Annotated in this window: 22 protein-coding genes; 13 read left to right on the plus strand and 9 right to left on the minus strand. The window is 65.3% G+C overall.

Annotated features, from left to right (window positions below):
• Nucleotide 1 precedes the first annotated feature (1 nt).
• Nucleotides 2–733, plus strand: coding sequence for a DUF2270 domain-containing protein (locus X728_RS158165; protein WP_023831060.1), 732 nt, complete (start codon nt 2–4; stop codon nt 731–733).
• 37 nt (nt 734–770) lie between these two features.
• On the opposite strand, the gene X728_RS158160 is transcribed toward X728_RS158165, so the two are convergent.
• The gene (locus X728_RS158160) at nt 771–1115 is read right to left on the minus strand and encodes a PQ-loop domain-containing transporter (protein WP_023827255.1); all 345 of its coding nucleotides are present in this window, start codon (nt 1113–1115) and stop codon (nt 771–773) included.
• 284 nt (nt 1116–1399) lie between these two features.
• Between X728_RS158160 and X728_RS158155 the strand changes: the two genes are divergently transcribed.
• Complete coding sequence (locus X728_RS158155) at nt 1400–1705, plus strand: hypothetical protein (protein ID WP_023689804.1); 306 nt, start codon at nt 1400–1402, stop codon at nt 1703–1705.
• Nucleotides 1706–1757: 52 nt separating this feature from the next.
• Here X728_RS158155 and X728_RS158150 read toward each other — a convergent pair whose 3' ends face one another.
• Both X728_RS158150 and X728_RS158145 read right to left on the minus strand, forming a co-directional pair.
• On the minus strand, nt 1758–2390 hold the full coding sequence (locus tag X728_RS158150) for a glutaminyl-peptide cyclotransferase (RefSeq protein ID WP_023831061.1): 633 nt from the start codon (nt 2388–2390) through the stop codon (nt 1758–1760).
• A gap of 29 nt (nt 2391–2419) precedes the next feature.
• Nucleotides 2420–3640, minus strand: a complete 1221-nt coding sequence (locus X728_RS158145; RefSeq protein WP_023831062.1) for a hypothetical protein — start codon at nt 3638–3640, stop codon at nt 2420–2422.
• 389 nt (nt 3641–4029) lie between these two features.
• Here X728_RS158145 and X728_RS158140 point away from each other — a divergent pair, with 389 nt between their 5' ends.
• The 3 genes from X728_RS158140 (at nt 4030) to X728_RS158130 (ending at nt 6194) form a co-directional block, all read left to right on the plus strand.
• Complete coding sequence (locus X728_RS158140; RefSeq protein ID WP_023695474.1) at nt 4030–4782, plus strand: thioredoxin family protein; 753 nt, start codon at nt 4030–4032, stop codon at nt 4780–4782.
• An 86-nt stretch (nt 4783–4868) separates the two neighbouring features.
• Nucleotides 4869–5141, plus strand: a complete 273-nt coding sequence (locus X728_RS158135; RefSeq protein WP_023727050.1) for a hypothetical protein — start codon at nt 4869–4871, stop codon at nt 5139–5141.
• Nucleotides 5142–5189: 48 nt separating this feature from the next.
• Nucleotides 5190–6194 (plus strand): NAD(P)-dependent alcohol dehydrogenase, encoded by a 1005-nt coding sequence (locus tag X728_RS158130; protein ID WP_023831063.1) that lies wholly within the window; start codon nt 5190–5192, stop codon nt 6192–6194.
• A gap of 18 nt (nt 6195–6212) precedes the next feature.
• Here the strand turns inward: X728_RS158130 and X728_RS1000000167745 are convergent, their stop codons facing one another.
• The 3 genes from X728_RS1000000167745 to X728_RS158120 form a co-directional block, all read right to left on the minus strand.
• Nucleotides 6213–8075, minus strand: coding sequence for an ATP-binding cassette domain-containing protein (locus X728_RS1000000167745; RefSeq protein ID WP_081732354.1), 1863 nt, complete (start codon nt 8073–8075; stop codon nt 6213–6215).
• Between the two features lie 69 nt (nt 8076–8144).
• Complete coding sequence (locus X728_RS158125) at nt 8145–9290, minus strand: sugar ABC transporter substrate-binding protein (protein WP_032895848.1); 1146 nt, start codon at nt 9288–9290, stop codon at nt 8145–8147.
• Nucleotides 9291–9448: 158 nt separating this feature from the next.
• Entirely contained in the window at nt 9449–10105 is a 657-nt protein-coding gene (locus X728_RS158120; protein ID WP_023831065.1) for an SGNH/GDSL hydrolase family protein, read from the minus strand.
• A 166-nt stretch (nt 10106–10271) separates the two neighbouring features.
• On the opposite strand from X728_RS158120, the gene X728_RS158115 reads away from it, so the two are divergent.
• The 3 genes from X728_RS158115 (at nt 10272) to X728_RS158105 (ending at nt 14619) form a co-directional block, all read left to right on the plus strand.
• Entirely contained in the window at nt 10272–11507 is a 1236-nt protein-coding gene (locus X728_RS158115; protein ID WP_023831066.1) for an ROK family protein, read from the plus strand.
• Between the two features lie 242 nt (nt 11508–11749).
• Nucleotides 11750–14299, plus strand: coding sequence for a caspase family protein (locus X728_RS158110; protein WP_023831067.1), 2550 nt, complete (start codon nt 11750–11752; stop codon nt 14297–14299).
• A 14-nt stretch (nt 14300–14313) separates the two neighbouring features.
• Nucleotides 14314–14619: a hypothetical protein gene (locus tag X728_RS158105; protein ID WP_023727043.1), complete on the plus strand. Its 306-nt coding sequence runs from the start codon at nt 14314–14316 to the stop codon at nt 14617–14619.
• Nucleotides 14620–14643: 24 nt separating this feature from the next.
• On the opposite strand, the gene X728_RS158100 is transcribed toward X728_RS158105, so the two are convergent.
• On the minus strand, nt 14644–15003 hold the full coding sequence (locus X728_RS158100) for a hypothetical protein (protein ID WP_023831068.1): 360 nt from the start codon (nt 15001–15003) through the stop codon (nt 14644–14646).
• A gap of 134 nt (nt 15004–15137) precedes the next feature.
• Here X728_RS158100 and X728_RS1000000168560 point away from each other — a divergent pair, with 134 nt between their 5' ends.
• On the plus strand, nt 15138–17234 hold the full coding sequence (locus tag X728_RS1000000168560) for an alpha/beta fold hydrolase (RefSeq protein ID WP_031195131.1): 2097 nt from the start codon (nt 15138–15140) through the stop codon (nt 17232–17234).
• A gap of 9 nt (nt 17235–17243) precedes the next feature.
• Here the strand turns inward: X728_RS1000000168560 and X728_RS158095 are convergent, their stop codons facing one another.
• A complete protein-coding gene (locus X728_RS158095) occupies nt 17244–17861 on the minus strand; it encodes a TetR/AcrR family transcriptional regulator (protein ID WP_032897510.1) in 618 nt (205 codons plus the stop codon).
• Between the two features lie 460 nt (nt 17862–18321).
• On the opposite strand from X728_RS158095, the gene X728_RS158090 reads away from it, so the two are divergent.
• From X728_RS158090 to X728_RS158080, 3 genes are read left to right on the plus strand one after another with little or no spacing between them, the layout of a single operon-like run.
• Nucleotides 18322–18816 (plus strand): (2Fe-2S)-binding protein, encoded by a 495-nt coding sequence (locus tag X728_RS158090; RefSeq protein ID WP_023831071.1) that lies wholly within the window; start codon nt 18322–18324, stop codon nt 18814–18816.
• Nucleotides 18813–19796, plus strand: a complete 984-nt coding sequence (locus X728_RS158085) for a xanthine dehydrogenase family protein subunit M (protein ID WP_023831072.1) — start codon at nt 18813–18815, stop codon at nt 19794–19796. The genes X728_RS158090 and X728_RS158085 overlap by 4 nt, the downstream gene beginning before the upstream one ends.
• Entirely contained in the window at nt 19793–22093 is a 2301-nt protein-coding gene (locus X728_RS158080) for a xanthine dehydrogenase family protein molybdopterin-binding subunit (protein ID WP_023831073.1), read from the plus strand. The genes X728_RS158085 and X728_RS158080 overlap by 4 nt, the downstream gene beginning before the upstream one ends.
• 184 nt (nt 22094–22277) lie before the next feature.
• On the opposite strand, the gene X728_RS158075 is transcribed toward X728_RS158080, so the two are convergent.
• The gene (locus X728_RS158075) at nt 22278–23288 is read right to left on the minus strand and encodes an NAD(P)-dependent alcohol dehydrogenase (protein WP_023712504.1); all 1011 of its coding nucleotides are present in this window, start codon (nt 23286–23288) and stop codon (nt 22278–22280) included.
• 106 nt (nt 23289–23394) lie between these two features.
• Between X728_RS158075 and X728_RS158070 the strand changes: the two genes are divergently transcribed.
• Nucleotides 23395–24366 (plus strand): LysR family transcriptional regulator, encoded by a 972-nt coding sequence (locus tag X728_RS158070; protein ID WP_023831074.1) that lies wholly within the window; start codon nt 23395–23397, stop codon nt 24364–24366.
• Nucleotides 24367–24421 lie beyond the last annotated feature (55 nt).

Genomic DNA, 24421 nt, shown 5'->3' on the forward strand with positions numbered 1-24421 from the left:
GATGTCCCAGGTCAAGACCGTGAAAACCGACGAAGCGGCTGCAGCGCCGCGGGCCTCTGATGCGTTCGCGCTGAAGCTCACCTCATCGGAATTCGTGGCCACCATGTCGCATTTCCACCGCGCCGAAATAGCCCGCATGGCCGGCTGGCGCGACCGGCTGGACCGTACCAGCAACTGGGCGATTACTGTCGTCGCCGCCATGCTCTCAGTCTCACTCTCGACGCCCAGCGCCCATCACGGGGTGCTGCTCTTTGCCATGCTGCTGACCACGCTGCTGCTATGGATCGAGGCGCGGCGCTATCGTTTCTTCGACGTCTACCGGGCCAGGGTGCGCCAGTTCGAGCGCTATTATTTCGCGCAGATCTTCTCGCCGCAGCCCGACTACGCCTCCAACTGGCTGGCCATCGTCGGCGAAGGCCTGCGTTCGCCGCGCTTCCTGATCTCGCAACGCGCGGCGTTGGTGCGCCGGCTGCGCCGCAACTACATTTTCATGTACACGATCCTGATGCTGGCGTGGGTGCTGAAGATCACGACGCCCAGTCTGCAGCGCGAAGGGTCGCCGATAGGCTTGGGCGCGTCATTTCGCGACGCCGCGCGCGTGGCGCAGCTCGGCCCGGTTCCAGGCATCTATGTCGTGTGCATGGTCGGGCTGTTCTATGTCGGCCTACTCGCAGCCGCTTTCCTCATCTCACGCGACGAGGGCGAGCTTTCGCATGGCACCGTGCATGTCTGAGAGCGGCCTCGAAAAGCGCAATCTGCCGCGGTGATCTTCAGCAGACATTGTCGACCATCAGAGCGGTCGCTTCCGACCGGCTTGCGGCTTCCTCAACCGGAAGCCGTGCGCGATGGCGCTTGTAGGCGGTGAGCGCGATGACCAGCACGCAGCATACGGCGTTCAGCCAGTTGATCGCCGCCAGAGCGGGATCGTTCAGATTGATGTGGGCGTAGAGTCCCGTCGTGGCGTTGGCGCCTGTCCACAACAGCCAGGTCGCGTAGGAAATCGCCGACGCCCCGTGCCTGTCCCGGGCCACCCGCATGATCTGCGGCAGGTAGGACACCACCCGCAAGCCATTGAAAATAGTGAAAAGATAAAAAGACAGATCAGCAAGTGTCATCCGAAACCCCTGTCATGGCCGGACGTCCCATAGCGTTCCTTGCAGTGGCGGCATGTGAGCCCGTTCACATGCCGGTTTCGATTTTCCTGTTGCGGCCCGGCATCCGGACTCTTTCGCCATGGGGGCGTTCGCCGTGAGCCAGCCCGACGAGGTCGACATGAACCAGATCTTGTTTCGGCCGACGGCGCGGGAGTACTAAACAGATCTCGTGCTTGGGCAAAGTTCGGGTTGACCGCTGCCAAGCGCGCGGCGACTATCCCTGCAACGTGCAGGAGGACATGAGAATGGACGAACCCGATCGCTGGCGGCACATGGCGAGCGCGCCCAAGGACGGCAGCCGCATCCTGGTCACGGTCAGGCCATCGGAACAGGGGCCGGCCGAGGTCGACCTCGCTTACTGGTCGCGCGCCGACCAGTTCGGCACGGAGGGCTGGCGCTCTTCCGATTCGTCGCCAGGACGGGTGATCGAATACCCCGAACCGGAGTTAAAATGCTGGATGCCGCTGCCGACGGCCAATCTGAGCCGGGCTTCAATGCCAAGTCCGTGGCAAGGCGAAGACGTCCCGCTGCTCGACGGCTCCGGGATATGATCTCGGCGGGATGACCGTAGGAAATACGCTGCCGGCCCAATACTTGACGGCCTTACTTCGGCCGACGCACCGATCGCACCATGCCGCCGGGGCCGCTGCCGCAAAAGAAGCGGTCGCCGCCGTCGGATTCGAGCCCGGAAACGCCCATCCCCGCCGGCATGTCGAGCCGTTCCAGCACCTTGCCAGTTTGCGGATCGACGCGCCGGACATCGCTCTGGTCGCCTTCCCAGGTGCCGTGCCAGAGCTCGCCATCGACCCAGGTCACTCCGGTGACGAAGCGGTTTGAGTCGATGGTGCGCAGGATTTTCCCGGTCTCGGGATCGATCTGGTGGATCTTGCGCTCCCGGTTTTGCCCCACCCAGAGCGTGCCCTCGGCCCAGGTCATGCCGGAATCGCGGCCGCCGCCGGGCGCCGGGATGGTGGAGAGCACCTTGCCGGTATCCGGGTCGATCTTCTGGATGCGGTCCCCGGCGAGCTGAAACAGATGTCGGCCGTCATAGGCGGTGCCGGCATGGGCGGCGACATCGATCGAGCGCAGCGTCTCACCGCTTGCCGGATCGAAGGCGGTCAGCCGCTCGCCCGTCGCAAACCAGACATTCTGTCCGTCGAAGCTCACGCCGTGCACGGTGTCGACATCAGGAAAGGGCCCGTATTCGCGCAGGATTTCCGCTGCTGAATGTTTCATGTCCTGGTCCTCGATCATGGTCACCTTTCCTAGCCGTTCGGCAGCGGCGACGGGAGTAACAAGGTGGTCGTGAAACCAGCGACCGGTGGCGTCATCCAGCGCCGCGCCCGGCCGTGGCCGAAGGACTGCACTTTGCCGGTCTCGGCCAACTGCTCGAGCGCCCGCTGTACGCTGCGCTGTCCGGCGCCCAGCGCCAGCGCCAACGCCGAGCTGGCCCAGGATTCACCATCGGCCAGGAAGGCCAGCACCGCGGCGTGCCGCTCCTCGATCGGCCGCGCCAGCACCGCCACGGAGCCTGCTTCGCGCGGCTTTAGCGCAAAGCCCTGGCTGGTCGCGCCGATGCCCGCCAGCGGCCGCAATTCGGCGCGCAGGCGGCCGATCTCGACCCGCAGCCTGGCGCGATGCGATTCATCGGCATGCCGGCCGCCAAAGGCGCGGGCAATCAGCGTCGCCCTCGGCACATCCGCCGGCCAGGCTTCGGCAAGCGCGCGCGCCAGCGCAAACAGCACCGGGCGCGTTGCCAGGGATATCGTTGTTTCCTGCTTGTGCACGATATAGCGGAACGTATCGACGACCAAGGCCGGCGACGCCTGCAGTGCCTCGACCTCCTTGAGCAGCAGCGGGCGCTCCTCGCCGCCTGCGATCAGCCGCGCCGCCGGCGTCTCCAGTGCCAGGAAGGCGCTGTCGACCTCCGCCATAAGACCCGGAATGCCGGCCCGGCGGGCGGCATAGCGCGCCCACTCAAGGGCTGCGCGCGCGGCCTTCGTCTTCAGGCGCCGCATGGCGATGCCGGCAACCGCGAGTTCATGCGCAGCGCGTGAGGCCGGCGGAAGCGGCGACGGATCGAGCCCAACCAGCACGTCTTCAGCCTCGTCGAGGCGGCCGATCAGAAGCAGGCGGCGCACCTTGAGATGCCCGGCATGCGCCGCGTTCAGCCGGTCGCCATGCTTTTCCAATGTCGACCGCGCCGCGTCGAGCGCCTTGGATGGCCAGCCGAGATCACGCGAAACAAGCGCGATCTCGGCTTCGGCGACAACGCATCTGGCGCGCGCCACCGCCTCCTTTGGACCGAAGGCACGGCCGGCCCTACGCAACAGTACTTTGGCGCGGTCGAGATCGCCGAGCTGCGCCATGGCAATGCCGCGCAACGCCAGCGCCGGGGCATCCTCGCGCAAGGCGACGCGGTCGAGTGCCGCCAGCGGGTTGCCCGCCGCCAGCGCCAGCCCTGCCGCGGTGATCAGCGAGTCCATGCAAATCCCGTCACATTTGTAACTCCCACCGCTCCCCTTACCGGCCCTAACTTAAGTCACCACCGCCAAGCAGCAAGCTGCGGACGGCGACCTAGCCATCTGGACTGGTTGAAGACGCCCAGGCCTGCGTTGACGGCAATATTCGCATTCGCTAGCCTGAGCATCTCAGACAGTCGCGTTAAGCTTCTCAATAAGGAAAAACCGACCATGCCTGCTTCCGAGGACCTCGAGCCCACCGTGCGGCCTCGCCACCCCTGCTGCGGTGGCCCGCCTGCAAATGCCGTCACATTTGTAACTCCGCCCTCGCCGCCTCGCGGCCCTAGCCTGCCTCACGATCAACAGGCAACGACAAGCCACAACGGCTCAACAATTGGCAAAGGAAACAAGCAATGACCAAGCACGTGGCAATGAAGACCCCACCGGTCGTTTCAAGGCAGGAATGGGAAGCCGAGCGCGAAAAGATGCTGGTGAAGGAAAAGGCAACGATGCGCGCCAGGGACGCGCTGTCGGCCGAGCGCCGGCGCATGCCATGGATGGAAGTAGACAAGGCTTATGTGTTTGAGGGTCCCAACGGCAAAGCGAGCCTGCTCGATTTGTTCGAGGGCCGGCGGCAGTTGATCGTCTACCGCGCCTTCTACGAACCCGGCGTCCACGGCTGGCCCGAACATGCCTGCCGCGGCTGTTCGCTCGGCGCCGACCAGGTCGGCCATCTCGCCCATCTGAACGCCCGCAACACCACGCTTGCCTATGCCTCCCGCGCGCCGCAGGCCGACATTGCCAGCTTGAAGCAGCGGATGGGTTGGGAGATGCCCTGGTACACAATCACCGACAGTTTCGACAAGGATTTCGGCGTCGACGAATGGCACGGCCACAACGTGTTCATCCAGGACGGCAAGAAAGTGTATCGCACCTACTTCATCAACAACCGCGGCGACGAGCAGATGGGCACAGTCTGGAGCTACCTCGACGCAACGCCGCTCGGCCGCCAGGAAATCTGGGAGGATTCGCCCGAAGGCTATCCGCAGACCGAGCTCTACAGCTGGTGGAACTGGCACGACAATTACGACGCCGCACCCGACAAGACGTGGGAGGAAGTGTCGGCGGCCGGCGAAGCCGCGTTCCGCAACAAGGACGGCAAGTAAGGACCTGGAGCGGCGCCCATCCAGCTTGGTTTCCTGTCCCTCACGGGACAGGAAACCCGGGCATTGATCATCAAGGGATTACGACCATGAGCGATATCGGCACAGGCACCGGCAGTGAGGTCCCTCAACGCTCCGATGCAGTTTCTCTCCGCACCGCCGACTGGCTGTGCCTCGCCGCGGCCCCTGTTTTCGCCGTGATGGCGCTGCTTACCTGCATTCACGCTGGCGACGGCGCCATGTCGTGCCTGGGGGCCGATGCCTCCCCGCTCACCGGCATGCCGCTGATGTATCTCTTGATGAGCGCCGTCCATCTGGCGCCTTGGCTGCGCGTGATTTCCGGCCGGCCGGTCCGGCGATAGGCTGGACCGCCGCCGCCATGCTAACGCTCTTTACGTCGGAGAGAGACTATGAAGCTGGTCAGGCTGAGAGCGCCGGGCGGGTTGGACAAGCTCGACCTGGTCGAGGAGGATCAGCCCCGGCCTGGGCCGGGAGAAATGCTGGTCAGGATTCGCGCCTGCGCGCTGAACATGCGCGACGATTTCGCCGTACAGGGCAAGGTGCCGCTCGCCGACGGCCGCGTGCCGCTGTCGGATGGCGCCGGCGAGGTGATCGCGATCGGTGACGGTGTCGACACGTTCAAGCCGGGCGACAGCGTCGTCAGTGTTTTCTACCCCTGGTGGCTGGCCGGCGACATGAGATCCGATACAAGCCGCGACATTCCCGGAGACAGTTTCGACGGCTTCGCCAGCGAGTATGTGTGCATGCCGGCGCAGGCCTTCGCCAAGGCGCCGGCGGGCTATACGCATCTCGAGGCGGCAACGCTGACCTGCACGGGCGTCACCGCCTGGCGCGGCCTGGTGACATGCGGCAAGGTAAAGCCCGGCGACACGGTGCTGATCCTTGGCACCGGCAGCGTGTCATTGTTTGCGCTTCAATTTGCCAAGGCCGCCGGCGCAAGGGTCATCGCCACGTCGTCCGATGAAGAGAAGCTGGAGAAGCTCAGACGACTCGGGGCCGACAGCGTCATCAACTACAAGGCGGTGCCGGAGTGGGGCGGCAGGGCCAAGGAACTGACGGACGGACGCGGCGTCGATCATGTGATCGAGGTCGGCGGACCGGCGACGCTGGCGCAGTCGATAGCGGCCTGCCGAACAGGCGGGCATATCGCACTCATCGGCGTCCTGACCGGCTTTGCAGCAGAAGTTTCGATCCCGGCGCTGTTTTCGAACCAGATCCGCATCAGCGGAATTTCCATCGGCAGCAAAGCCGACCAGCAGGACATGATCCGTGCCATAGAGATCAACCGCCTGAAGCCCGTCATCGACAGCAGCTTTCCACTGCAGGATATCGCCGCCGCCTTCAGGCATTACGAAGCGCAAAGGCATTTCGGCAAGATCTGCCTCGAGCTTTAGACCCTGCGATCGGCATTCCTACCCAGCGGCCGGCGCGAGCGTCCCGCTTGCCATCAGGCCCCACAGCTGATCGGCCGTCAGCTGTCTGGCCGAGCCGTCGTAGGCCACCCGGCCGAGGCTGAGCACCACGATCCTGTCGGCCAGCGCCCGCACTGTGGACAGGTCGTGCGTGACCAGGATGACGCCGGTGCCGCTGACGGCGATCGAACGGATCAGCTTGACGACCTGCGCGGTCTGCTTGACGCCGAGCGCGGCGGTAGGCTCGTCGAGGCAGATCAGCTTGACGTGATCCGCAAGCGCGCGGGCAATGGCGATGGACTGCCGCTGGCCGCCCGACAGCGAGCGCACCAGAACGTTTTCGTCGCGAAGCGTGACGCCCAGCGCGGCAAGCCGGGCACGACACTGCTCGGCGGCCTTTCGGTCGTCGCGAACCGGGAAGACACCGAGCCAACGCCGCGTTTCCTCACGCCCGAGGATCATATTGTGGGCGACGCTGAGGTTCGGGCAGAGCGCCAAATCCTGATAGACGGTCTCCAGGCCGGCGCCGCGTGCATCCTGCGGGCTCCTGAAGGAAATCGGCTGGCCCTCGAGGGTCATCGCGCCGGCATCGGGCCGGATGGCGCCCGAAATAATCTTCACCAGCGTCGACTTGCCGGCGCCATTGTCGCCGAGCAGACAGACGATCTCGCCTTTGCCGACCGTGAAACTCGCCTCTTCCAATGCCGTCAGCGCGCCGTAGGATTTGCGGGCGCCGGCAATCGAGAATGCCGGACCTTGCGGGGCTTCTGCATTGCCCGCCGTCACGGCAGGGCCGGCCGAGGCGACGGCACCATTGTCCGCCACCGTGAAATTGGTCGCGGCGGCCCGAGCGCGCCGGCCGCGAAAACCGATCGCAGCCTGGTCGGCCACCAGCGCCAGCAACAGCATGCTTCCCACCGAAATGGATTGCCACCATGATTGCAGGCCGACGAAGATCAGTCCTGCATTGAGGATGCCGATGGTGGCAACGCCGATGGCGATGCCGAGCGGCCGGCCGGAGCCGCCGGAAAAAGCGACGCCGCCAAGGATCGCGGCGGTGAGCACGTCGAGCTCGAAGCGAACGCCGATGGTCGGCGTGATGCTGCCGAGACGACCGGCGATCAGAACCGAGACCAGGCCGATCAGCAAGCCATTGGCGGCGTAGAGGCCAACCACCGTGCGCCCCACCGGAATGCCGCAGAGTTCGGCTGCGCGCGGGTCGCCGCCTATGGCGTAGAGCCTCAAGCCGGTGACCGTGCTGGTCAAGACAAAGGCTCCGATGACAAAGACAGATGCGGCGATGATCACGGTGTACTGGATGCCGAAGATCTTGCCCCGCCCCAATTCGAGCAGAGCCTCGGGAAAACCATAGACCGCGGTGCTGGAGACGACGAAGGCAAGGCCGCCATAGAGCGCCAGCATCGCCAGCGTGACGATCAACGGCGAGATGCTCAGCCTGCGCACCAGCAGACCGTTGAGCAGACCGAGCAAAAGGCCGAGACCCAGGCCGACGCAGATTGCCAGCGGCGCGCTCTGCGTCGCCACCGCAACCTTGGCAGTGATGATGCCGATCAAGGCGACCATGCTGCCGATGGAGAGGTCGACATAGCCGGCGATCAGCAGCGCGGAGGTGCCGAGCACGGCGATCAGGATCGAGGTCGAGTTGACGCCAATGACGACGAAATTGTCGAGGCTGAAGAACGATTTGTTCGACAGCGAGAAGGCGACGATCAAGCCCAGCGCGACCAGCGCCAGCCCGATGCGGCCAGACGCTTCGCCCGGTGCCTTGACGCCCGGCAGCAAGGATGAAAACCGGCCCGTTTGCAGCGGTGTCGTCCCCGTTCGAAGGCTGTCTGTGCTCATGCTTGCCTCTGCTGAAGCGGGCGGTTTCAGGTCAGGCTGAACCCGCCCGTATCGCGGGAAAAACGGGCGCTACTTTGCCTCGGACGACCAGGGGAAATTCACATACTGGTCGCGCGTATCGTAGCAGATGTTGCCGTACATCCTGAGATAGATGTCGCGGCGCTTCGGGTCCTTGTAGACCGCGGCCGGATCGGCCACGTCGGCCTCGTATTGGGCCATGTAGTCGCTGGTCAGCGCCACGGGGAGGATATCCATCGCCTGCGGGATGCTCTTGCCCTCCAGCCAGTCGGCGGCGTGCTGGCCCATGGCATAAGCGAAGACCGGCGACGCCAGGCTGATGCTTGCCTTGTAGGGACCGCCGCCTTTCTTGATCGCGGCGACCGCCTCCGGCTCGCCGTCGATGCCGCCGAGGAACTGGTCCGGCCGCGCCTTGCCCGCCGCTTCCAGGGCAGCGAGCGCGCCGAGCACGACCGTGTCGGCGCCGAGCACGACATCGACGTCGGGATGGGCCTGGAGAATGGTGCTCATCGTGGCAAAACCGCCTTCCTTGTTGACGGGATTGGGCGAAATGTCGGCGACGATGGTGACGCCTGGCATGGCCTTGAAGATGTCGCGCATGGCGGCAAAGCGCGGCGCCAGGAATTCCATGCTGTCATGCGACAGGATGACGACATTGGCCTTGCCGCCGAGCTTGTCCTTGATGTAGGCCGCGGCCGCTTCGGCCAGCACCTTGCCGGTCTCGTATTGCGGCGCGTTGAGCAGCGACGTGGCCGGCGGCGGCACGATGGTGCCGACATAGGCGCCCGACCAGATAAGCTCCTGCAGGCTGCGGCTCATCGAGGCCGGGTCCACGGGGGCTGCGACCAGACCGCCGATCTTGGAGGCGAGAAACAATTGCACCTGCTCGACCCCCTTGGCGGCGTCATTGTTGGCAAGCGCGCGGCGATATTCCAGGCCGCGATCCTTGGCGGCGGCGGCCAGGCCGCGGTCGACACCCTGCATGAATTCACGCTCGTTGTCCTGCGCGAAGGCCAGCACCTTGCTCAGGCCGGGCGGTGGGCTGCAGGCCGGCGCCTTCGGGTCGAACGGCGCAAATACCGCCGGCTTGGTGAGCCCGGCCGGGCCGTCCTGCGCGCTTGCCAGAATGGTACCGCCCGCGAGCACACCGGCAACGCCGAGCAGCGTCGCCAGCATCATGTTCCTGTCAGATCGCATTTTACTTCCTCCCTGTCGTTGATTGTTGCCGCGCTTCGTAAGCCTCGCGGTCGCTACTCTTCCCAGTCTCCCCAGATGCCCACCTTCCCGCTCTCAAGTCAAAAGTTTTTCCAGTGGAATTAATTAATCAGAGATAGTCGGGTGGCTCGCCCACGCGATCACGCCTTGCCGATCAGCGACTGGACGGCTTTGGCCAACTCCGTGCCGAGCACGCGATGCGCGTCGCTGTCGAGGTGAATGCCGTCTACCGCGCTCGACTCGACGACGTCGCCGGCGTTGAAGAACGCGGCGCCGGCGCGCCGGGCGGCATCACGGAACAGGCCGGCAAAGTGCATCGACTTTGCGGCGCCGCCCAGAAACATCTGGCCGAACCAGTCGACCTCCAGCATCGGCGGCGGCGCAACAATCAGGACCGCGGGCGCCACGCCTGCGGCGCCAGCTTCGCTGCGCAGGACAATTCTGGCTAAAAGCTCAATGGAATCAGCGACATCATTCGGCGTTACCGAGAACCTATGCTTGAGATCGTTGGTGCCGAGCATGAGGATGACGAGGTCGAGCGGCATATGCGTTTCCAGGCACACCGGGAGCGATTTGAGCCCGTTCTTGTGGAGACCTTCGATCGGATCGTCGTGCACGGTGGTGCGCCCGCCCTGCCCTTCTTCGATCACATCCCATCCGCTGCCGAGCTGGCGGCGCATGATGCCCGGCCAGCGCCGGTCGGGCGTGAAGCGGTGCCGTCCGACCCGGGCCAGGGTGGGAATGGCGCCATAGGTATTGGAATCGCCAAAGCACATGATTGTCCGGGTCTGCGTCACGGCATTGCTCCTCCAGGCTTGCATACTTTGAACGACAGCAGGCCGGCCGGCGTCAACTACATTTTTCCATCGGGTGGATTTAAGTGTTGCCTTGCCGTGCCCGCATTGCTACGTCAGCGCTTTGATCGGCTCGCCTTGCGGCCAACCTCCTTGCGCAGGGGAAAGCGTGACCGGCACCAGCTTCTTCAGTCTCGAAAAGATCGCCGAGGGCCGCAGCGGCGGAACCACGCAGGCCGAGAGCCGCATCTACAACGAACGCCTGATCGTCTCGCTCATCCGCCGGCACGGGCAGCTGGCTAAGACCGATTTGACGCGGCTGACCGGGCTGGCCGCGCAAACCATCACCACCATCGTCAACCGCGCCGCCGACAACAAGCTGCTGCTGCGCCTGGAGCCTTTGCGCGGACGGCTGGGGCAACCCTCGGTTCCCTATGCGTTGAACCCGAAAGCCGCCTATGCCTTCGGCCTCAAGGTCGACCATCGCAGCGCCGACGTCGCCCTGGTCAATTTCGTCGGCGACGTGATGGCGTTCGAACGCACACTGTTCGACTATCCGACGCCCGTCGAGGTGATGAAATTCACCAAGGGCGCCATCGCGCGCATGTGCCGCAAGCACAGATCGATAGAAAAAGACCGCATCGCCGGTCTTGGCATCGCCTCGCCATTCCATCAGTGGAACCTGAGCGAAGAGGGCGCGGTGCCGGCGAGCAGGCTGGATGCCTGGAGGGAAATCGACATTCGCGCCGAACTGGACCGGGCGTTCGACTGGCCGGTGTTCCTCTACAACGACGCCACGGTGTCGGCCGCGGCCGAACTGATGTTTGGCGCCGGCGGATCGCGCGCCGACTTTCTCTATGCCTATGTCGGGCACTTCATCGGCGGCGGCCTGGTGCTCGATCATCACTTGTTCCCCGGCCGCAACAAGCTGGCCGGGGCGCTGGGCGACATGCCGGTGCCCGCGCCGGGGCGCAAGGGCGACCGGATGACCCCGTTGCTGCGCGTCGCTTCGCTGCATTCGCTGGCCGGCAAGCTCAACGACCAGGACAATGGGGACGAGGGCGCCGGCCGCATCTGGTCGTCGCCCGACGACTGGGGCGGCCTTGGAGAGCCGCTCACCGCGTGGATCGATGAGGTTTCGGACGGGCTTGCCTATGCCGCCCGCAGTGCCGTTGCCTTGCTCGACATCGACAATGTGGTGATCGACGGCGCCATACCGAATGGCGTGCGCAAGGAGATCGCCAAGGCCATGCGCAGAAAGCTGGCACGGATCCTTGTCGATCGCCCCGAGCCGTTCTCCGTCATCGAGGGGACGTTTGGCCATCTCGGCCCCGTTATCGGCGGCGCCAGTATTCCGCTGCTGGTGAAATATTCGAACGACAAGGAACTGCTCTTCAAGGAATAGGCGCGCAGCCGCCGGCACCAGGCATTCCCCAAACAGCGAACTGTGAGACTTGTCACATACCTGCTCGTGAAGCGCGTGCTACTTGCACCCTGCGGTCGGTCGACGCCGAAAGAAATCGCCTGCCATGGTCTGGCGGTGACGGGCCTTTCACTTTATGCTGTGGCAGGTTGCATACTCTCAACGGGCCTTGATGCCGCAAGCGGTGTTCTCGTCGGCGTCAGGCCGCGACCAGGAGTTTTGTCATGCTCCGACTTTGCGGATTCATCGCGGCCTTCATCCTTGCCGGCTTCACAAGCTTCGAGGCCTGCGCCGATCGAAGGGTCGCGCTCGTCATCGGCAATTCCGATTATCGCGACATCCCGGCGCTGAAGAACCCGGCCAAGGATGCCCAGGACGTATCGGCCACGTTCCGGCTGGCCGGCTTCGAGGTTTTCGTCGCCGAGAACCTCACCAAGCAGCAGTTCGAAGGCCAGTTCCGGGACTATCTGGCCGCCGCCGACGGCGCCGATCTCGCCGTCGTCTACTATTCCGGGCACGGCTTTCAGATCGGCGGCGAGAATTTCCTAATACCGGTCGACGCCTCGTTGAAGAAGGCGGCCGACATCGAGGTCCAGGCCATCAAGCTCAACGACGTGCTGGAGCAGCTGCGCTCGAAGTCGAAGATCCAGGTGATCATCCTCGATGCCTGCCGCAACAACCCCTTCCCGCGCAACAATTACTGGCTGCGCGACCAGCTTGTCACCGCCGGCAATACCGGGCTGGCGCAGGTGCGAAGCTCGCTCAACACGCTGATTGCCTTCGCCACCGAACCAGGCGCGGTCGCCTATGACGGCAGCGGCGACCTCAGCCCGTTTTCATCGGCCTTTTCGCGGCGCGCGCTGGCGCCGAACCAGGAGATCCGCACGGTCATGTCGGCGGTGCGCCGCGATGTCGTGCAGGCCACCAACGGCATGCAGGTGCCCTGGGAAAATTCGTCGCTGATCGATGACGTGGTGCTGGTGCGCCGCAACAACCGGCCTTCGCTGCCGCCAGTGCTGGAGAAGGTGGTGCTGTCGGGGGTCGGTCCTGTCGCTCTTGGCCTGCCGGAGCCGGTCGATGTCGATGGCGGCGCTATCAGCGTCAGCATCGAACGGCCGCCGGCAATGGGCCGTCTGGTGCTGGACGGCAAAGACGTCGCGGTGGGCGAACCGATCGCCGGCAAGGACCTGCCGCGCCTGCAGATGGATGTCCCCAAAGGGGCCGCCACGCAGGACGAGGTGGATATGCTGGCCTATGCCACGCATGACAATTGGGGCGGCGGGAGCCAGGGCATACTCGTGTTCCGCGTCAAGAGCGGCGAAGGTGCGGCGGGTCAGCAGATCATGGCTTCGCTCGAGGCCGAGCAGAAGCAGCAGGTGCTGGATCGCGGCATCCACATCACCGGCGCTGCCGAAGCGATCGAGAACCGCAAGCTTGATATTCCCGTCGGCGTCGGCCCCGTCGCGCTCAATCTGGATTTCCCCACCGACGATCCGGCGGTCAGCCTGAAGGTCTCGGGGTATCCGGCAACGGGAACGCTGTCGTTGCCTGATCGAACCTTGTCGCCGCAATCCAGCCTTCTGGCCGGTGAAGTCGACCATCTCCGTTACGAGCCGCAGATCGGCGCCGGCGCGCCGGTCGAGGTCGGCTTCGAAATCCGTGCCGACAGCAGCTCCGCCAAGCCGGCGACGATGAAACTGTCGCCGACGGTCGATGCTTGCGATACCGCCGCCGGCGAGCCTCTCGACCTGCAAGGCGTGGTGCCCGGCCTGCTGCCGAACGAGATCGGCGCCGGTGCGGTGGCGGTCTGCGAGGCCGCGGTGAAAACCTATCCCGATGTCGCCCGCTTCCGCTACGAGCTCGGCCGCGCCCTGCTTGCGGCAGGCCAGGTTAGAGAGGCCAGGACAGCCATCGAGGAGGCCGCCAAGAAAGGCCATGTGCGCGCCGTCTTCGAACTCGGCTATCTCAACGCAACTGGAACCGGAACGGCCATAGACCGCACCCAGGCCAACGCTCTCTACAAGGCTGCCGCCGACAAGGGCGATCCCTATGGTATGACCTCGTGGGGACGCGCGCTGTTCAATGGCTATGGCGTCAACCGCGATACGGCCAAGGGCCTCGACCTGCTGCTCAAGGCGGCGGCCATGGGGCACACCTATGCCATGAACGATCTTGCCGCCATCTTCACCGAGGGCCGCAATGGCGTGCCTGCCGATCCGGCCCGCGCCGTCGCCTTCCTGCAAGCGGGGGTGCAGCGCCAAGACATGTATTCGATGAACCTGCTCGGCCGCAATTACCTCGCCGGCCAGGGCATCGACAAGGATCCGAAGACGGCGCAGGCGTTGTTCCAGCAGGCCACCGATCTTGGCCAGCCCTACGCTCCGGGCAGCCTCGCCCGCATGTACAGGGATGGCGCCGGTGTACGCCAGGACCCGGCGGAAGCGCAAAGGCTGTTCGAACTGGCGACCACGCGCGGCGATCCGTCGAGCGCCTATGATCGCGCGGCGCTTGAAATGGCGAAAGGCGACAAGGCCGATCAGGCTGTCGCGGTGCGCTTCCTGGCATTCACCGTCGCGCTCGATCTGCGCAAGGAGCTGCCGGACGCCAAAAAGGGCCTGGCGCAGTTCGGCACCAAGCCGAAAACGGCAGCTTTGGACGCCCTGCGTCGAGAGCTCAAGTCGAAGATTCCCGCGTCCGGTTCGCTGGACACGCAACTGGTCAATGCGGCCCGGGGGGTCTGGGAAGAAGCCAATCCGCGTCGGGATTTGTTCTGAACAATAAGGAGGCCATGGTGGGCAAGGCATTCAAGCAGACATTCGGGCAGGCATTCATCGGGATAATTCTATCCGGCGTTCTGGCCGGGCTCATGGGCTGCACCTCGGTGTCGCCGATGTTTGAGCCGGCATCGCCGGTGAAACATCGCAAGGTGGTTCGCGCAGCACCCCAGCCAAAGGTGGTCAGATTCAAGAAGGCGGCCACCGGCAAAGTGATCAAGCCGGCCGAGGAGATCCCGCAAAAGCCGCCCGTCATTCCCGCTCTCGGCGGTAGCGGCGGAGGCGGTGGGGCTGGCGGCGGCGGCGGCGGTTGGGGATGAGATCGTCGACCAAGGGCGCTGCACTCAGCGGCCCCAAAGGGTCTTGCTAAGATCCGCATGAGCCTTGGACAACGTCAAGCCGAAATCGTCCATCCCTGTCGCGGCATCGGTTGGCCAGCGGACAATTCGGCGCAGCGCACGGAAAAGGCAGCGGACGAACGCTGCCAGTGCAGAGGCCACGACCGCCGCCGGATCGAGTCTGCGAGCCGCCAATGCCCGATGGGCCTGTTGTGTTTCGAGATAGCGGGCCAGCGCAACATCGTGACGCGATGGTGCGCCAAGCTCCTGCCGGTCGCGCCCGGGGTCGTCATGCCAGATGGGCCACTCGGTCGGGCCAGGGTGATGCACGGTATCCTCCTGCGAAAAGAGATCCAGTGCGAACAATCTCCTCAAGCGCCGTGAGCAACGCGTGGGAACCTGCGTGATGGAATCGTGAAAAGCGCCTCGGCGGCGGAATAAGTGTTGAAATGGACCGAGCTTGAGCGGATCGTCGTCGCGCTGTGACCGTGGCGGATCCGATGACCGGACCTTATCTTCACCTGCTGGGTGGTTTCGACTTTGCCGGCGTCGGGGCCACGGTTCCAGCCATCAGCCGCAAGGCGCGTGCGATGGTCGCCTATCTCGCGCTGCAGTCGGGGCATTCGCAGTCGCGCGAGAAGCTGGCGACCCTGCTCTGGGGCATCAACAGCGAGGCGCAGGCGCGAATGAGCCTGCGGCAAGCGGTATCGTCTGTCAGGAAGGCCATGCAGACGTGCGGCGGCGGCCGCTTCCTCACCGATGGCAACAGCGTCGCTCTGCATCTCGACGGCCTTGATTTCGACGTCGCGCGGTTCGAGGCGCTGGTCGCCAGCCCGGCACCCGAAGACCTCGAACTGGCGCTCAATGTCTACCGCGGCGACCTGCTCGACGGCTTCGGCCTGAAGGAGGAGCCATTCGAGGACTGGCTGAGGATCGAACGCGAGCGGCTGCGGGCACTGGCCGTCGCGGCGCTCGACAGGCTCGTCGCGCATTATGCAGCGACGAACGATCCTGCCGCATGCGTGCGCGCGGCGGCGCGCCTGCTGGCCATGGACCCGTTGAGGGAGGATGTCCACCGTGCCCTGATGCGCGCCTATGCGGCGCAAGGCAGGACCAATCTCGCGCTGAAGCAATATGAGCACTGCCGCACCGCGCTTCTACGCGATCTCAAGCTGCAGCCGGAGCCGGAGACGCGGCAATTGTTCGAGACGCTGCGCACACGCCGCACAATGGCGCCGGCACGGCCACCCACGACTGATGCGGATGACGCTACCGGCTTCAGCCACGAACTCGCAGCCCCCCCGACCCACTATGTCAAATCGGCCGGGATCAACATCGCGTATCAGGTGACCGGCGACGGTCCGGTCGACCTGATCCATGTGCCGGGATGGGTCTCCAACCTCGACCACGCCTGGGGCTCGCCGCGGCTTTCGCATGTGCACCGGCGGCTCGGCACTTTCTCGCGCCTAATCCGCATGGACAAGCGCGGCACCGGGCTCTCGGACCGCAATGTCGGTCTGCCGACCCTGGAAGAGCGGATGGAAGATGTGCGGGCAGTGCTGGATGCGGTTGGCTCGAAGCGCACGGTGCTTTTCGGCAGCTCCGAGGGCGGCCCGATGTGCATGCTGTTCGCGGCGACCTATCCCGAGCGCACAGCGGCACTCGTGCTCAATGGGGCCTACGCCCGCGGCAGGTGGTCACAAGACTATCCGTGGGCGAAGACAAGCGAGCAGGTGGAAGAGGATCTGGCGATCGTCGAGAAAGAATGGGGAGCGGCGGCGGATATGAGCAACGCGGCGCCCAGTCTGATGAGCGACACGTTCGAGACAGAATGGTTCGCCGCCTATCTCAGGAATTCTGCCTCGCCCGCCGACGCGATCGCCCTGTGGCGCTGGGGAGCCGAAATCGATGTTCGCGACATTCTGCCTGCTGTCCATGTTCCGACACTGATCATGCAGACGACTGGCGACGGCTGGGTGAAGCGGGAAGAAGGACGTTACCTGGCGACGCACATCGAGGGCGCCCGATACATTGAGTTCGCCGGCCGCGACCACGTCATCTGGGGCGAGAATTCCGATCGGATCGTCGACGAGATCCAGGCTTTCGTCACCGGCGCCTTGCCGGCGGCCCCAGGCGAACGGCTGCTTGTGTCGGTGCTGTCCCTCGATATGACGGGCTCGCCTTTCGGCATCGACCCGGCCGAGCGGCACGCCGAAGCGCTCCGTGGCGAACTCCTCGCGGCCGAAGGCAGAGAGATCAGCCGATCGGACGGCAAGGTGCTCGCGGTGTTCCAGCGGCCAACGCGGTCGATCCAGTGCGCGATCGCCATCCGCGATCGCTTGCGGCAATCCGGTGTCGAGGTCCGCTCGGCGGTGCATATCGGCGAGTGCGAGCAGCGGGGCCATCAATTTTCAGGCGCGGCGATCGAACTGTCATCGCGTCTGCTTGACCATGCGCGGCCGGGCGAAATCATTGCATCAAGGACGGTGCGCGATCTCGTGGTCGGCTCCGGCCTGCGGTTCGAGGAGCGTGGCGAAATGGCGGCAAGCGGGCTGCCCGGCGCGTTTCGGTTCTATGCGGTCGATGGTTCGGCTTGAGCCGCTAGGTCACCTCTTCCCAGCCCCGAACCGCAGCCCGTCCATCAGCAGCGATACCAGCCGGCGCGAGCGGTCGCGCCAGTCCTTGGTGTCGGGGGCCGAGTAGATGCCGCCGAGTGCATGCAGCACATCGGAGGCATCGATGTCGCTGCGGATCGAACCTTCGGCCACTGCCGCCTCAACCAGTTGCCGCAAGGCCAACGACACCCGGCCAGACATGTCGGAGAACACGGCGGAATTGGTGTTGAACAGGATGCGCAGGCTGGCCGCCAGGCCACGCTTGGTGGCGATGTAGTCGACGAAGCGCTGCATCCATTGCTCCAGCGCCACATCGGCCGAATGGTGGCTGGCGAGGTCATCGGCAGCCGCGCAGAGCGCCTCGACTTCACGCCGATAGACCACTTCGACCAGATGCTCGCGGGTTGGAAAATGCCGGTAGAGCGTGCCGATACCGACGCCCGCCTGGCGCGCGATCTCCTCCAGCGAGGCATCGACGCCGTGCTCGGCAAAGGCCGCTGCCGCGACCTCGACCAGCCGGTCGCGGTTGCGCTGCGCATCGGCGCGCAGCGGCCTTGGCGCTGCGGCTTCGCGCTTCTCGTCGGCAATTGCTTGCGACTGCTCGGTCAATTTTTTCTCCACTGTCGATATATGGGGGCTTGAACCCAAAGGGGTAAGCCCCCAATTGGATAAACGGAGGCGCCTCCGTTTTAGTGGAGCAGCCTCATCATATAATCAGGGGAGCCGGTATGTCACGTGTTGAGATTGTGAAGACTGAAGCATCCCCTGCCGGCTGGAGAGTCGGGGCGGCAGAGCTGTCAATCTCCCCCCTCGTGGGGGAGATGTCCGGCAGGACAGAGGGGGGCGCTGTCCCGCCAGCCTATCGAGGCCTGACCAACACCCGCTTGGAAAAGGTCTATTTCGACGCATGTAAATCGGGAACGTCGCATTCCTTCGCGCCCCCCTCTGCCCTGCTGGGCATCTCCCCCACAAGGGGCGAGATTAGGCGCACCGTCGCCTCTTCCCTTTTCCTCTCCCACTCGGACGCCATTTCAATCCCCTAGCGTCAAGCAACTGGAGCCAGACGCCCATGACCGACCAAACCAAATCCACCACTATCCCAATCCGTCTCACCATCAACGGACACAGTCACGAACTGCAGGTCGAGCCGCGCGTCACGCTGCTCGATGCATTGCGTGATCGCCTCGACCTGACCGGCACCAAGAAGGGTTGCGACCAGGGCCAGTGCGGCGCCTGCACGGTGCATGTCGACGGCCAGCGCGTGCTGTCCTGCCTGACGCTTGCAGCACAGGTCGAAGGCCGCGAGATCACCACCATCGAAGGATTGGCCCGCGATGACGGCACGCTCAACGCGGTTCAGGCAGCTTTCCTCGACCAGGATGCTTTCCAGTGCGGCTACTGCACGCCGGGACAGATCATGTCGGCGGTCGCCTGCATCCGCGAGGGCCATGCCGGCTCGGATGACGAGATCCGCGAATACATGGCCGGCAATCTGTGCCGCTGCGGCGCCTATCCGCACATCGTTGCCGCCGTGCGCCAGGCGGCACTGGAGGTCGCGTCATGAGGGATTTTTCCTACGTTCGCGCCGATAGTATCGATGCGGCACGACAGGCAGCCGCCCTGCCTGGGGCCATGCTGCTTGCCGGCGGCACGACGCTGGTCGATCTCGCCAAATGCGGCGTGGCCGAACCCGAGAGCCTGGTCGACATCACCCATCTCAAAGGGCTCGACGCCATCAAGGTCGACGCTGACAGTGCCATGATCGGCGCGCTGGCCAAGATGAGCCTCGTCGCCGACAATGCCGAGATCAAGAGCCGCTTTCCCGCGGTCTCCGAAGCGCTGTGGCAGGCGGCTTCCGCGCAGCTGCGCAACATGGCGACCATCGGCGGCAATCTGATGCAGCGCACGCGCTGCCCCTATTTCCGCGATCCCGCGAATTTTTCCGCCTGCAACAAGCGCTCGCCCGGCAGCGGCTGCTCGGCGATCGGTGGCGTCACCCGCGGCCATGCCGTGCTCGGCACCAGCGACGCCTGCATCGCCATGTATCCCGGCGATCTCGCCACCGCGCTGGTCGCCTTCGACGCCGTGGTTCATCTTGGCGAACGCCAGGTTGCCGTCGACGACTTCTTTCCCCTGCCCGGCGCCACGCCCGACAGGGAACATGCCATCCAACCGGGCGAGATGATCACGGCCATCAGCATCCCGGCTTCAGCCGCCGCCCGGCGGTCGACCTATCTCAAGGTTCGCGACCGGCAGTCCTATGAGTTCGCCGCTGCAAGCGCCGCAGTCGGCATCGACTTCGAAGCCGATGGCCGCACCATTCGCGACCTGCGCGTCGCGCTGGGCGGCGTCGCGACGAAGCCGTGGCGGGCGCACGCCGTCGAAGCGGCGCTGAAGGGCAAGGTGCTCAGCGAAGACAGGGTGCGGGCGGCCAGCTTGCTCGCCGTGGAAGGGGCCATCGACCACGGCGCCAACCACTACAAGATCGAACTGGCGCCGCGCGTCGTCGCCCGCGCCATCCTCAAGACGGGAGCCATGGCATGACCATTCACGACCCCAGGACACGGCACGGCGATGCTTCGGACGGCACTGCCGATCAGGTTGGCGGGCGGCTGTCGCGCGTCGACGGCCCGGCCAAGATTACCGGTGCGGCAAAATACGCCGTCGAGCAGCAGCTCGACGGGCTAACCTACGGCGTCCTGGTCGAAAGCACGATCGCGTCAGGCAAGGTGCGCTCGATCGACACGTCAGCCGCCGAGGCGGCACCTGGTGTGTTCAAGGTGCTGACGCCGGACACCATCATGCCGCTGAAGACTGCATCGGACTGGTTCGGCACGCCGCCGCCGGACAAACCCTACTGCCCGCTGGCGCGCGACATCACCTTTTCGGGCCAGCATGTCGCCGCGGTCATCGCGGAGACTTTCGAGCAGGCCGTCGCGGCAGCGGCGATGGTCAAGGTCAGCTATGACCAGACGCCGGCCATCGTCGACCTCAGCGACGCCAAGGCCGGCGACGGCATTCCGATCGCCGCCATGACCAAGGAATGGGGCGATGCGCAGGCCGCTTTCGCCGCTGCCCCGGTGCGCGTCTGCGGCGCCTATAACACGCCGCGCGAATACCAGGCGCCGATGGAGCCGCATGGCCTCATCGCGCGCTGGGAGGGCGATCGGCTGACCGTGTGGGAACCGAGCCAGTGGCTCGACGGCATGGCCCGCACCTATGCCGAATGGTTCGACGTGCCGTTCGAAAATGTACGGCTGGTCTCGCCCTATATCGGTGGCGGCTTCGGCTCCAAGGCATTGGCGCTCGGCCATGGCGCGGTGGCGGCTGCCGCAGCCAAGATGCTGGGACGGCCCGTGAGGGTGGTCATGACTCGGCCGCAGACTTTTACCGGCTATGGCGGCCGCGCCGCGACCCGCCAGACGGTGACGATCGGCGCCGACCGTGACGGAAAAATCCAGTCGATCGTGCATCGCGGCGTCAATGAAACGTCGATCGACGGCATGTGGGTCGAGCCTTTGGGCGTGGTCACCTCGATCATGTATGCGACGCCCAACTTCTCCTCGAAGCAGAATGTCGTGCGGGTGAATTCGGTGGTGCCTGGCGCCATGCGCGCGCCGGGCGAAAACCCTAGCGCCTTCGGCATCGAAAGCGCCATTGACGAGCTCGCCTACGAGGTCGGCATCGATCCGCTGGAGATCCGGCTGAGGAATTACGCCGAGCAGGATCCGCACGCAAAAAAGGCTTGGTCGACGCGGCAGTTGCGCGAGGCTTTCGCGGCTGGCGCCGAACGCTTCGGCTGGGCCCAGCGCACGCCCAAACCGCGTTCGATGCGCGACAGCAACCAGCTGATCGGCTGGGGCGTCGCCGCCGGCACCTATCCGGTACGGCGCGCTTACGGCGAGGCCATCGTGCGTATCCTTGCCAACGGCTCGGTCGAGGTCGAAAGCTCCTCGATCGACATGGGCCAGGGCACCTACACGATCCTGGCGCAGACAGCGGCCGAAACGGTAGGCGTGGCGGCCGACCATGTCGTGGTGAAGCTCGGTGATTCCCGGTATCCCCGCGCCGGCGTGGCCGGCGGGTCGCGGCTGGCCGGCGTGATGACGGGCGCGGTCTACAAGGCAGCGACATCGGCACTCGACCAGCTGGTTGGTCTGGCGATCAGCGATTCGCGCTCGCCCTTCCACGCGCTGCAGGCCAACACGCTGGTCGTCGCCAACGGCCGCATCAGGTCGCCGCGCGGCGATGGTCCCGATGTCTCGATCGCCGACCTGCTGGCCAGCGTCGGCCGCGACCGCATCGAGGCCACAGGCGACACCATGCCGGCGAACTCGACGGCCGCCGATCGCTACAAGAACTACACCACCATCGCGGCGGCGCTGCCGCACACCGAGGGCGACTATTCGCGCCACTCCTGGTGCGCGCATTTCATCGAGGTGCGCGTCGACGAGGATTTCGGCACGGTGCGCGTGTCGCGCGTGGTATCGGCGCTGGATTCGGGCCGGCTCTACAACCCCAAGCTGGCCGAAAGCCAGTGGAAGGGCGGCATCATCATGGGCATCGGCCAGGCGCTGCTTGAAGAAGGCATTGTCGACCGCAGGCATGGCCGCATCGTCAACAACAATCTCGGCGACTATCTGGTGCCGACCAATGCCGACATCCCCGATATCGAGGTCATCTCGGTCGGCGTTCCCGACCTGCACTCTTCGGTGCTCGGCGGCAAGGGTGTCGGCGAACTGGCCATCGTCGGCGTAGCGCCGGCGATCGCCAATGCGGTGTTCCATGCGACGGGAAAAAGAGTGCGGGACTTGCCGATCACGCTGGAGAAGTTGATCTAGGAAGCGGCGTGCGTAATCTCCCCCCTCGAGGGGGAGATGTCGCCGAAGGCGACAGAGGGGGTCGCCTCTCGTAGAGCGCCAACCTCCTTCCGCCGCAGTAGGTCGAGCCCGGTCGGACCGACCCCCTCTGCCCTGCCGGGCATCTCCCCCTCAAGGGGGGAGATTGGCAGCTCGCGCGCCTCGGCTACCAGTCGAGCTTGAACGCAAGTTTGCCGAAATGCTGCCCGCCTGCCGACATGTGCGCGTAGGCTTCGGCCGCCTGCTCCTGGCTGAACACCTTGTCGACGACCGGGTCGATGCGGGCGGCGGCGATGGCGCGGACGGCGGCGCGAAGGTCAGATACCGACCCGGTGTTGTTGCCGACCACCTTCAGCGCCTTGATGATGATCGGCAGCAGGTCGACCGTGGCCTCGGCGCCGGTGACGAAACCGATGGTGAACAGCGTGCCGCCAGGCGCGGTGGCGTTGACGGCGCGGGCGAAGGTGGCGGTGCCGGCGGTCTCGACGACGAGGTCGGCGCCGAGGCCGCCGGTCAGTTCCAGCACCTTGCCATCCCAGTCGGGCGTCGCGCGGTAGTTGATGAGATGATCGGCGCCGAGTGCCTTCGCCCGCTCCAGCTTCTCGTCCGACGAAGAAGTGATGATGACGGTTGCGCCGGCGGCTTTCGCCAGCTGAAGGGTGAAGATGGAGACGCCGCCGGTGCCGAGCAGCACGACGACCGAGCCCGGCCCGACATCGGCGGCGCGGACGGCGTTCCAGGCGGTGGTCGCGGCGATCGGCAGGGTCGACGCCGCCTCGAAAGAGAGACGAGCCGGTACCGGCACGAGCGAGTTGGCCGGCAGCGCGACATATTCGGCGAGCGACCCCGGCAGCGAAATTCCGCGCATCTGTGTCATCTCGTTAGGCCGGGGCGGACCGCCGATCCAGCGCGGCTTGGCATGGGCAACGACGCGATCGCCGACGGCGAAATCCGTAACGCCCTCCCCCAGCGCGACGATCTCGCCGGCGCCGTCGGCGACGGGAATGAGCGGAAAGCCGGGAACGCGATAATTGCCGCTGGCCACCGCCACATCGACGAAATTCAGGCTCGCGGCGCGCTGGCGGATCAGCACTTCGCCGCGCTGCGGTTCAGGCGTGGCAATGGTGGTGGCGCGAAAGGCGTCCAGCTTGGCGGCGGTCAGCTCGATGGCTTTCATGGCTCACGCATTCCTGTTTAAGGGGTCAATCGTCAGGATTGAGTGAAGCTATCTGCTGCGCTACAAGCAGATAATCCGGAATTTTTACATTTGAGTCCTGTGCTTTATGCAGCAATCACACGACCCCGCCAGCCTTGCCGAAATGGCCGCCTTTGCGGCCATCACCGAAGCGCGCTCCTTCACCAAGGCAGCGTTGCGCGTCGGGCGCGACTCGACGGTTCTGTCACGCCGCCTGCAATCGCTGGAGCAGCGGCTCGGCGTGCGGCTGCTGCACCGGACCACCCGAAGCGTATCGTTGACGGAGGCGGGAGCGGAGTTCCTGGTACGCGTCCGCGCCATCCTGGCCTCGGTAGACGAAGCTGAGGCTGCTGCTTCCGCGCATGCCAGCGGGACGCCGCGCGGCTTGCTGCGGCTGGCGCTGCCGGGAACCTTTGGGCGTATGTGGATCGGGCCGCTGTTGCCGCAGTTTCTAGCGACGTTCCCGGATGTCCGCATCGAGGCCGAGTTCTCCAACCGGTTCGTCGATCTCGTTGCAGAGAACTTCGATGTCGCCGTCCGTCTCGGCGCGCTGGAGGACTCGCGCCTGGTGGCGCGCAAGATCGCGACACGGCGGCGGTTGCTGTGCGCTGCTCCCTCCTACCTCGCCCGCAGGGGCGCGCCGGAAGCGCCGGAAGCGCTGACCGAACACGCCTGCCTCGGCTTCTCCGGCTTCCAGACCTTTCCCACCTGGGAGATGACCGACAGTTCGGGCCGCCGCGTTAACGTCGAAGTCTCGGGGCCGATGGTTTGCGACGATGCCGAAGTGCTGGTCGAAGCCGCGGTGCAAGGCCTAGGCCTGATGATGAGCACCGATTGGCTGGTCGGGCGCGAACTCGCCGACGGACGGCTGGTGCCGTTGCTGGAGGACTGGACGCTGGCCGACGAAGGCGCTGTCTATGTCGTCATGCCCTCGGCCAGGGGACAAGCCGCCAAGACACGCGCCTTCGCCGACTGGATCGGTAAGCGCTTCGCGCCGGAGCCGCCCTGGACGTCGAGGCCGGTCTCAAAGGCTTGCTCAATGGGGCGCGCCGGGGGCTAAGACGGCATGCCGCTGTCACCAGGCCCTTTGTCCTGTATGATCTCGTTGATGTAGC

Origin of the sequence: Mesorhizobium sp. L103C119B0, from assembly GCF_000502235.1 — a bacterium.
Lineage (GTDB): Bacteria > Pseudomonadota > Alphaproteobacteria > Rhizobiales > Rhizobiaceae > Mesorhizobium.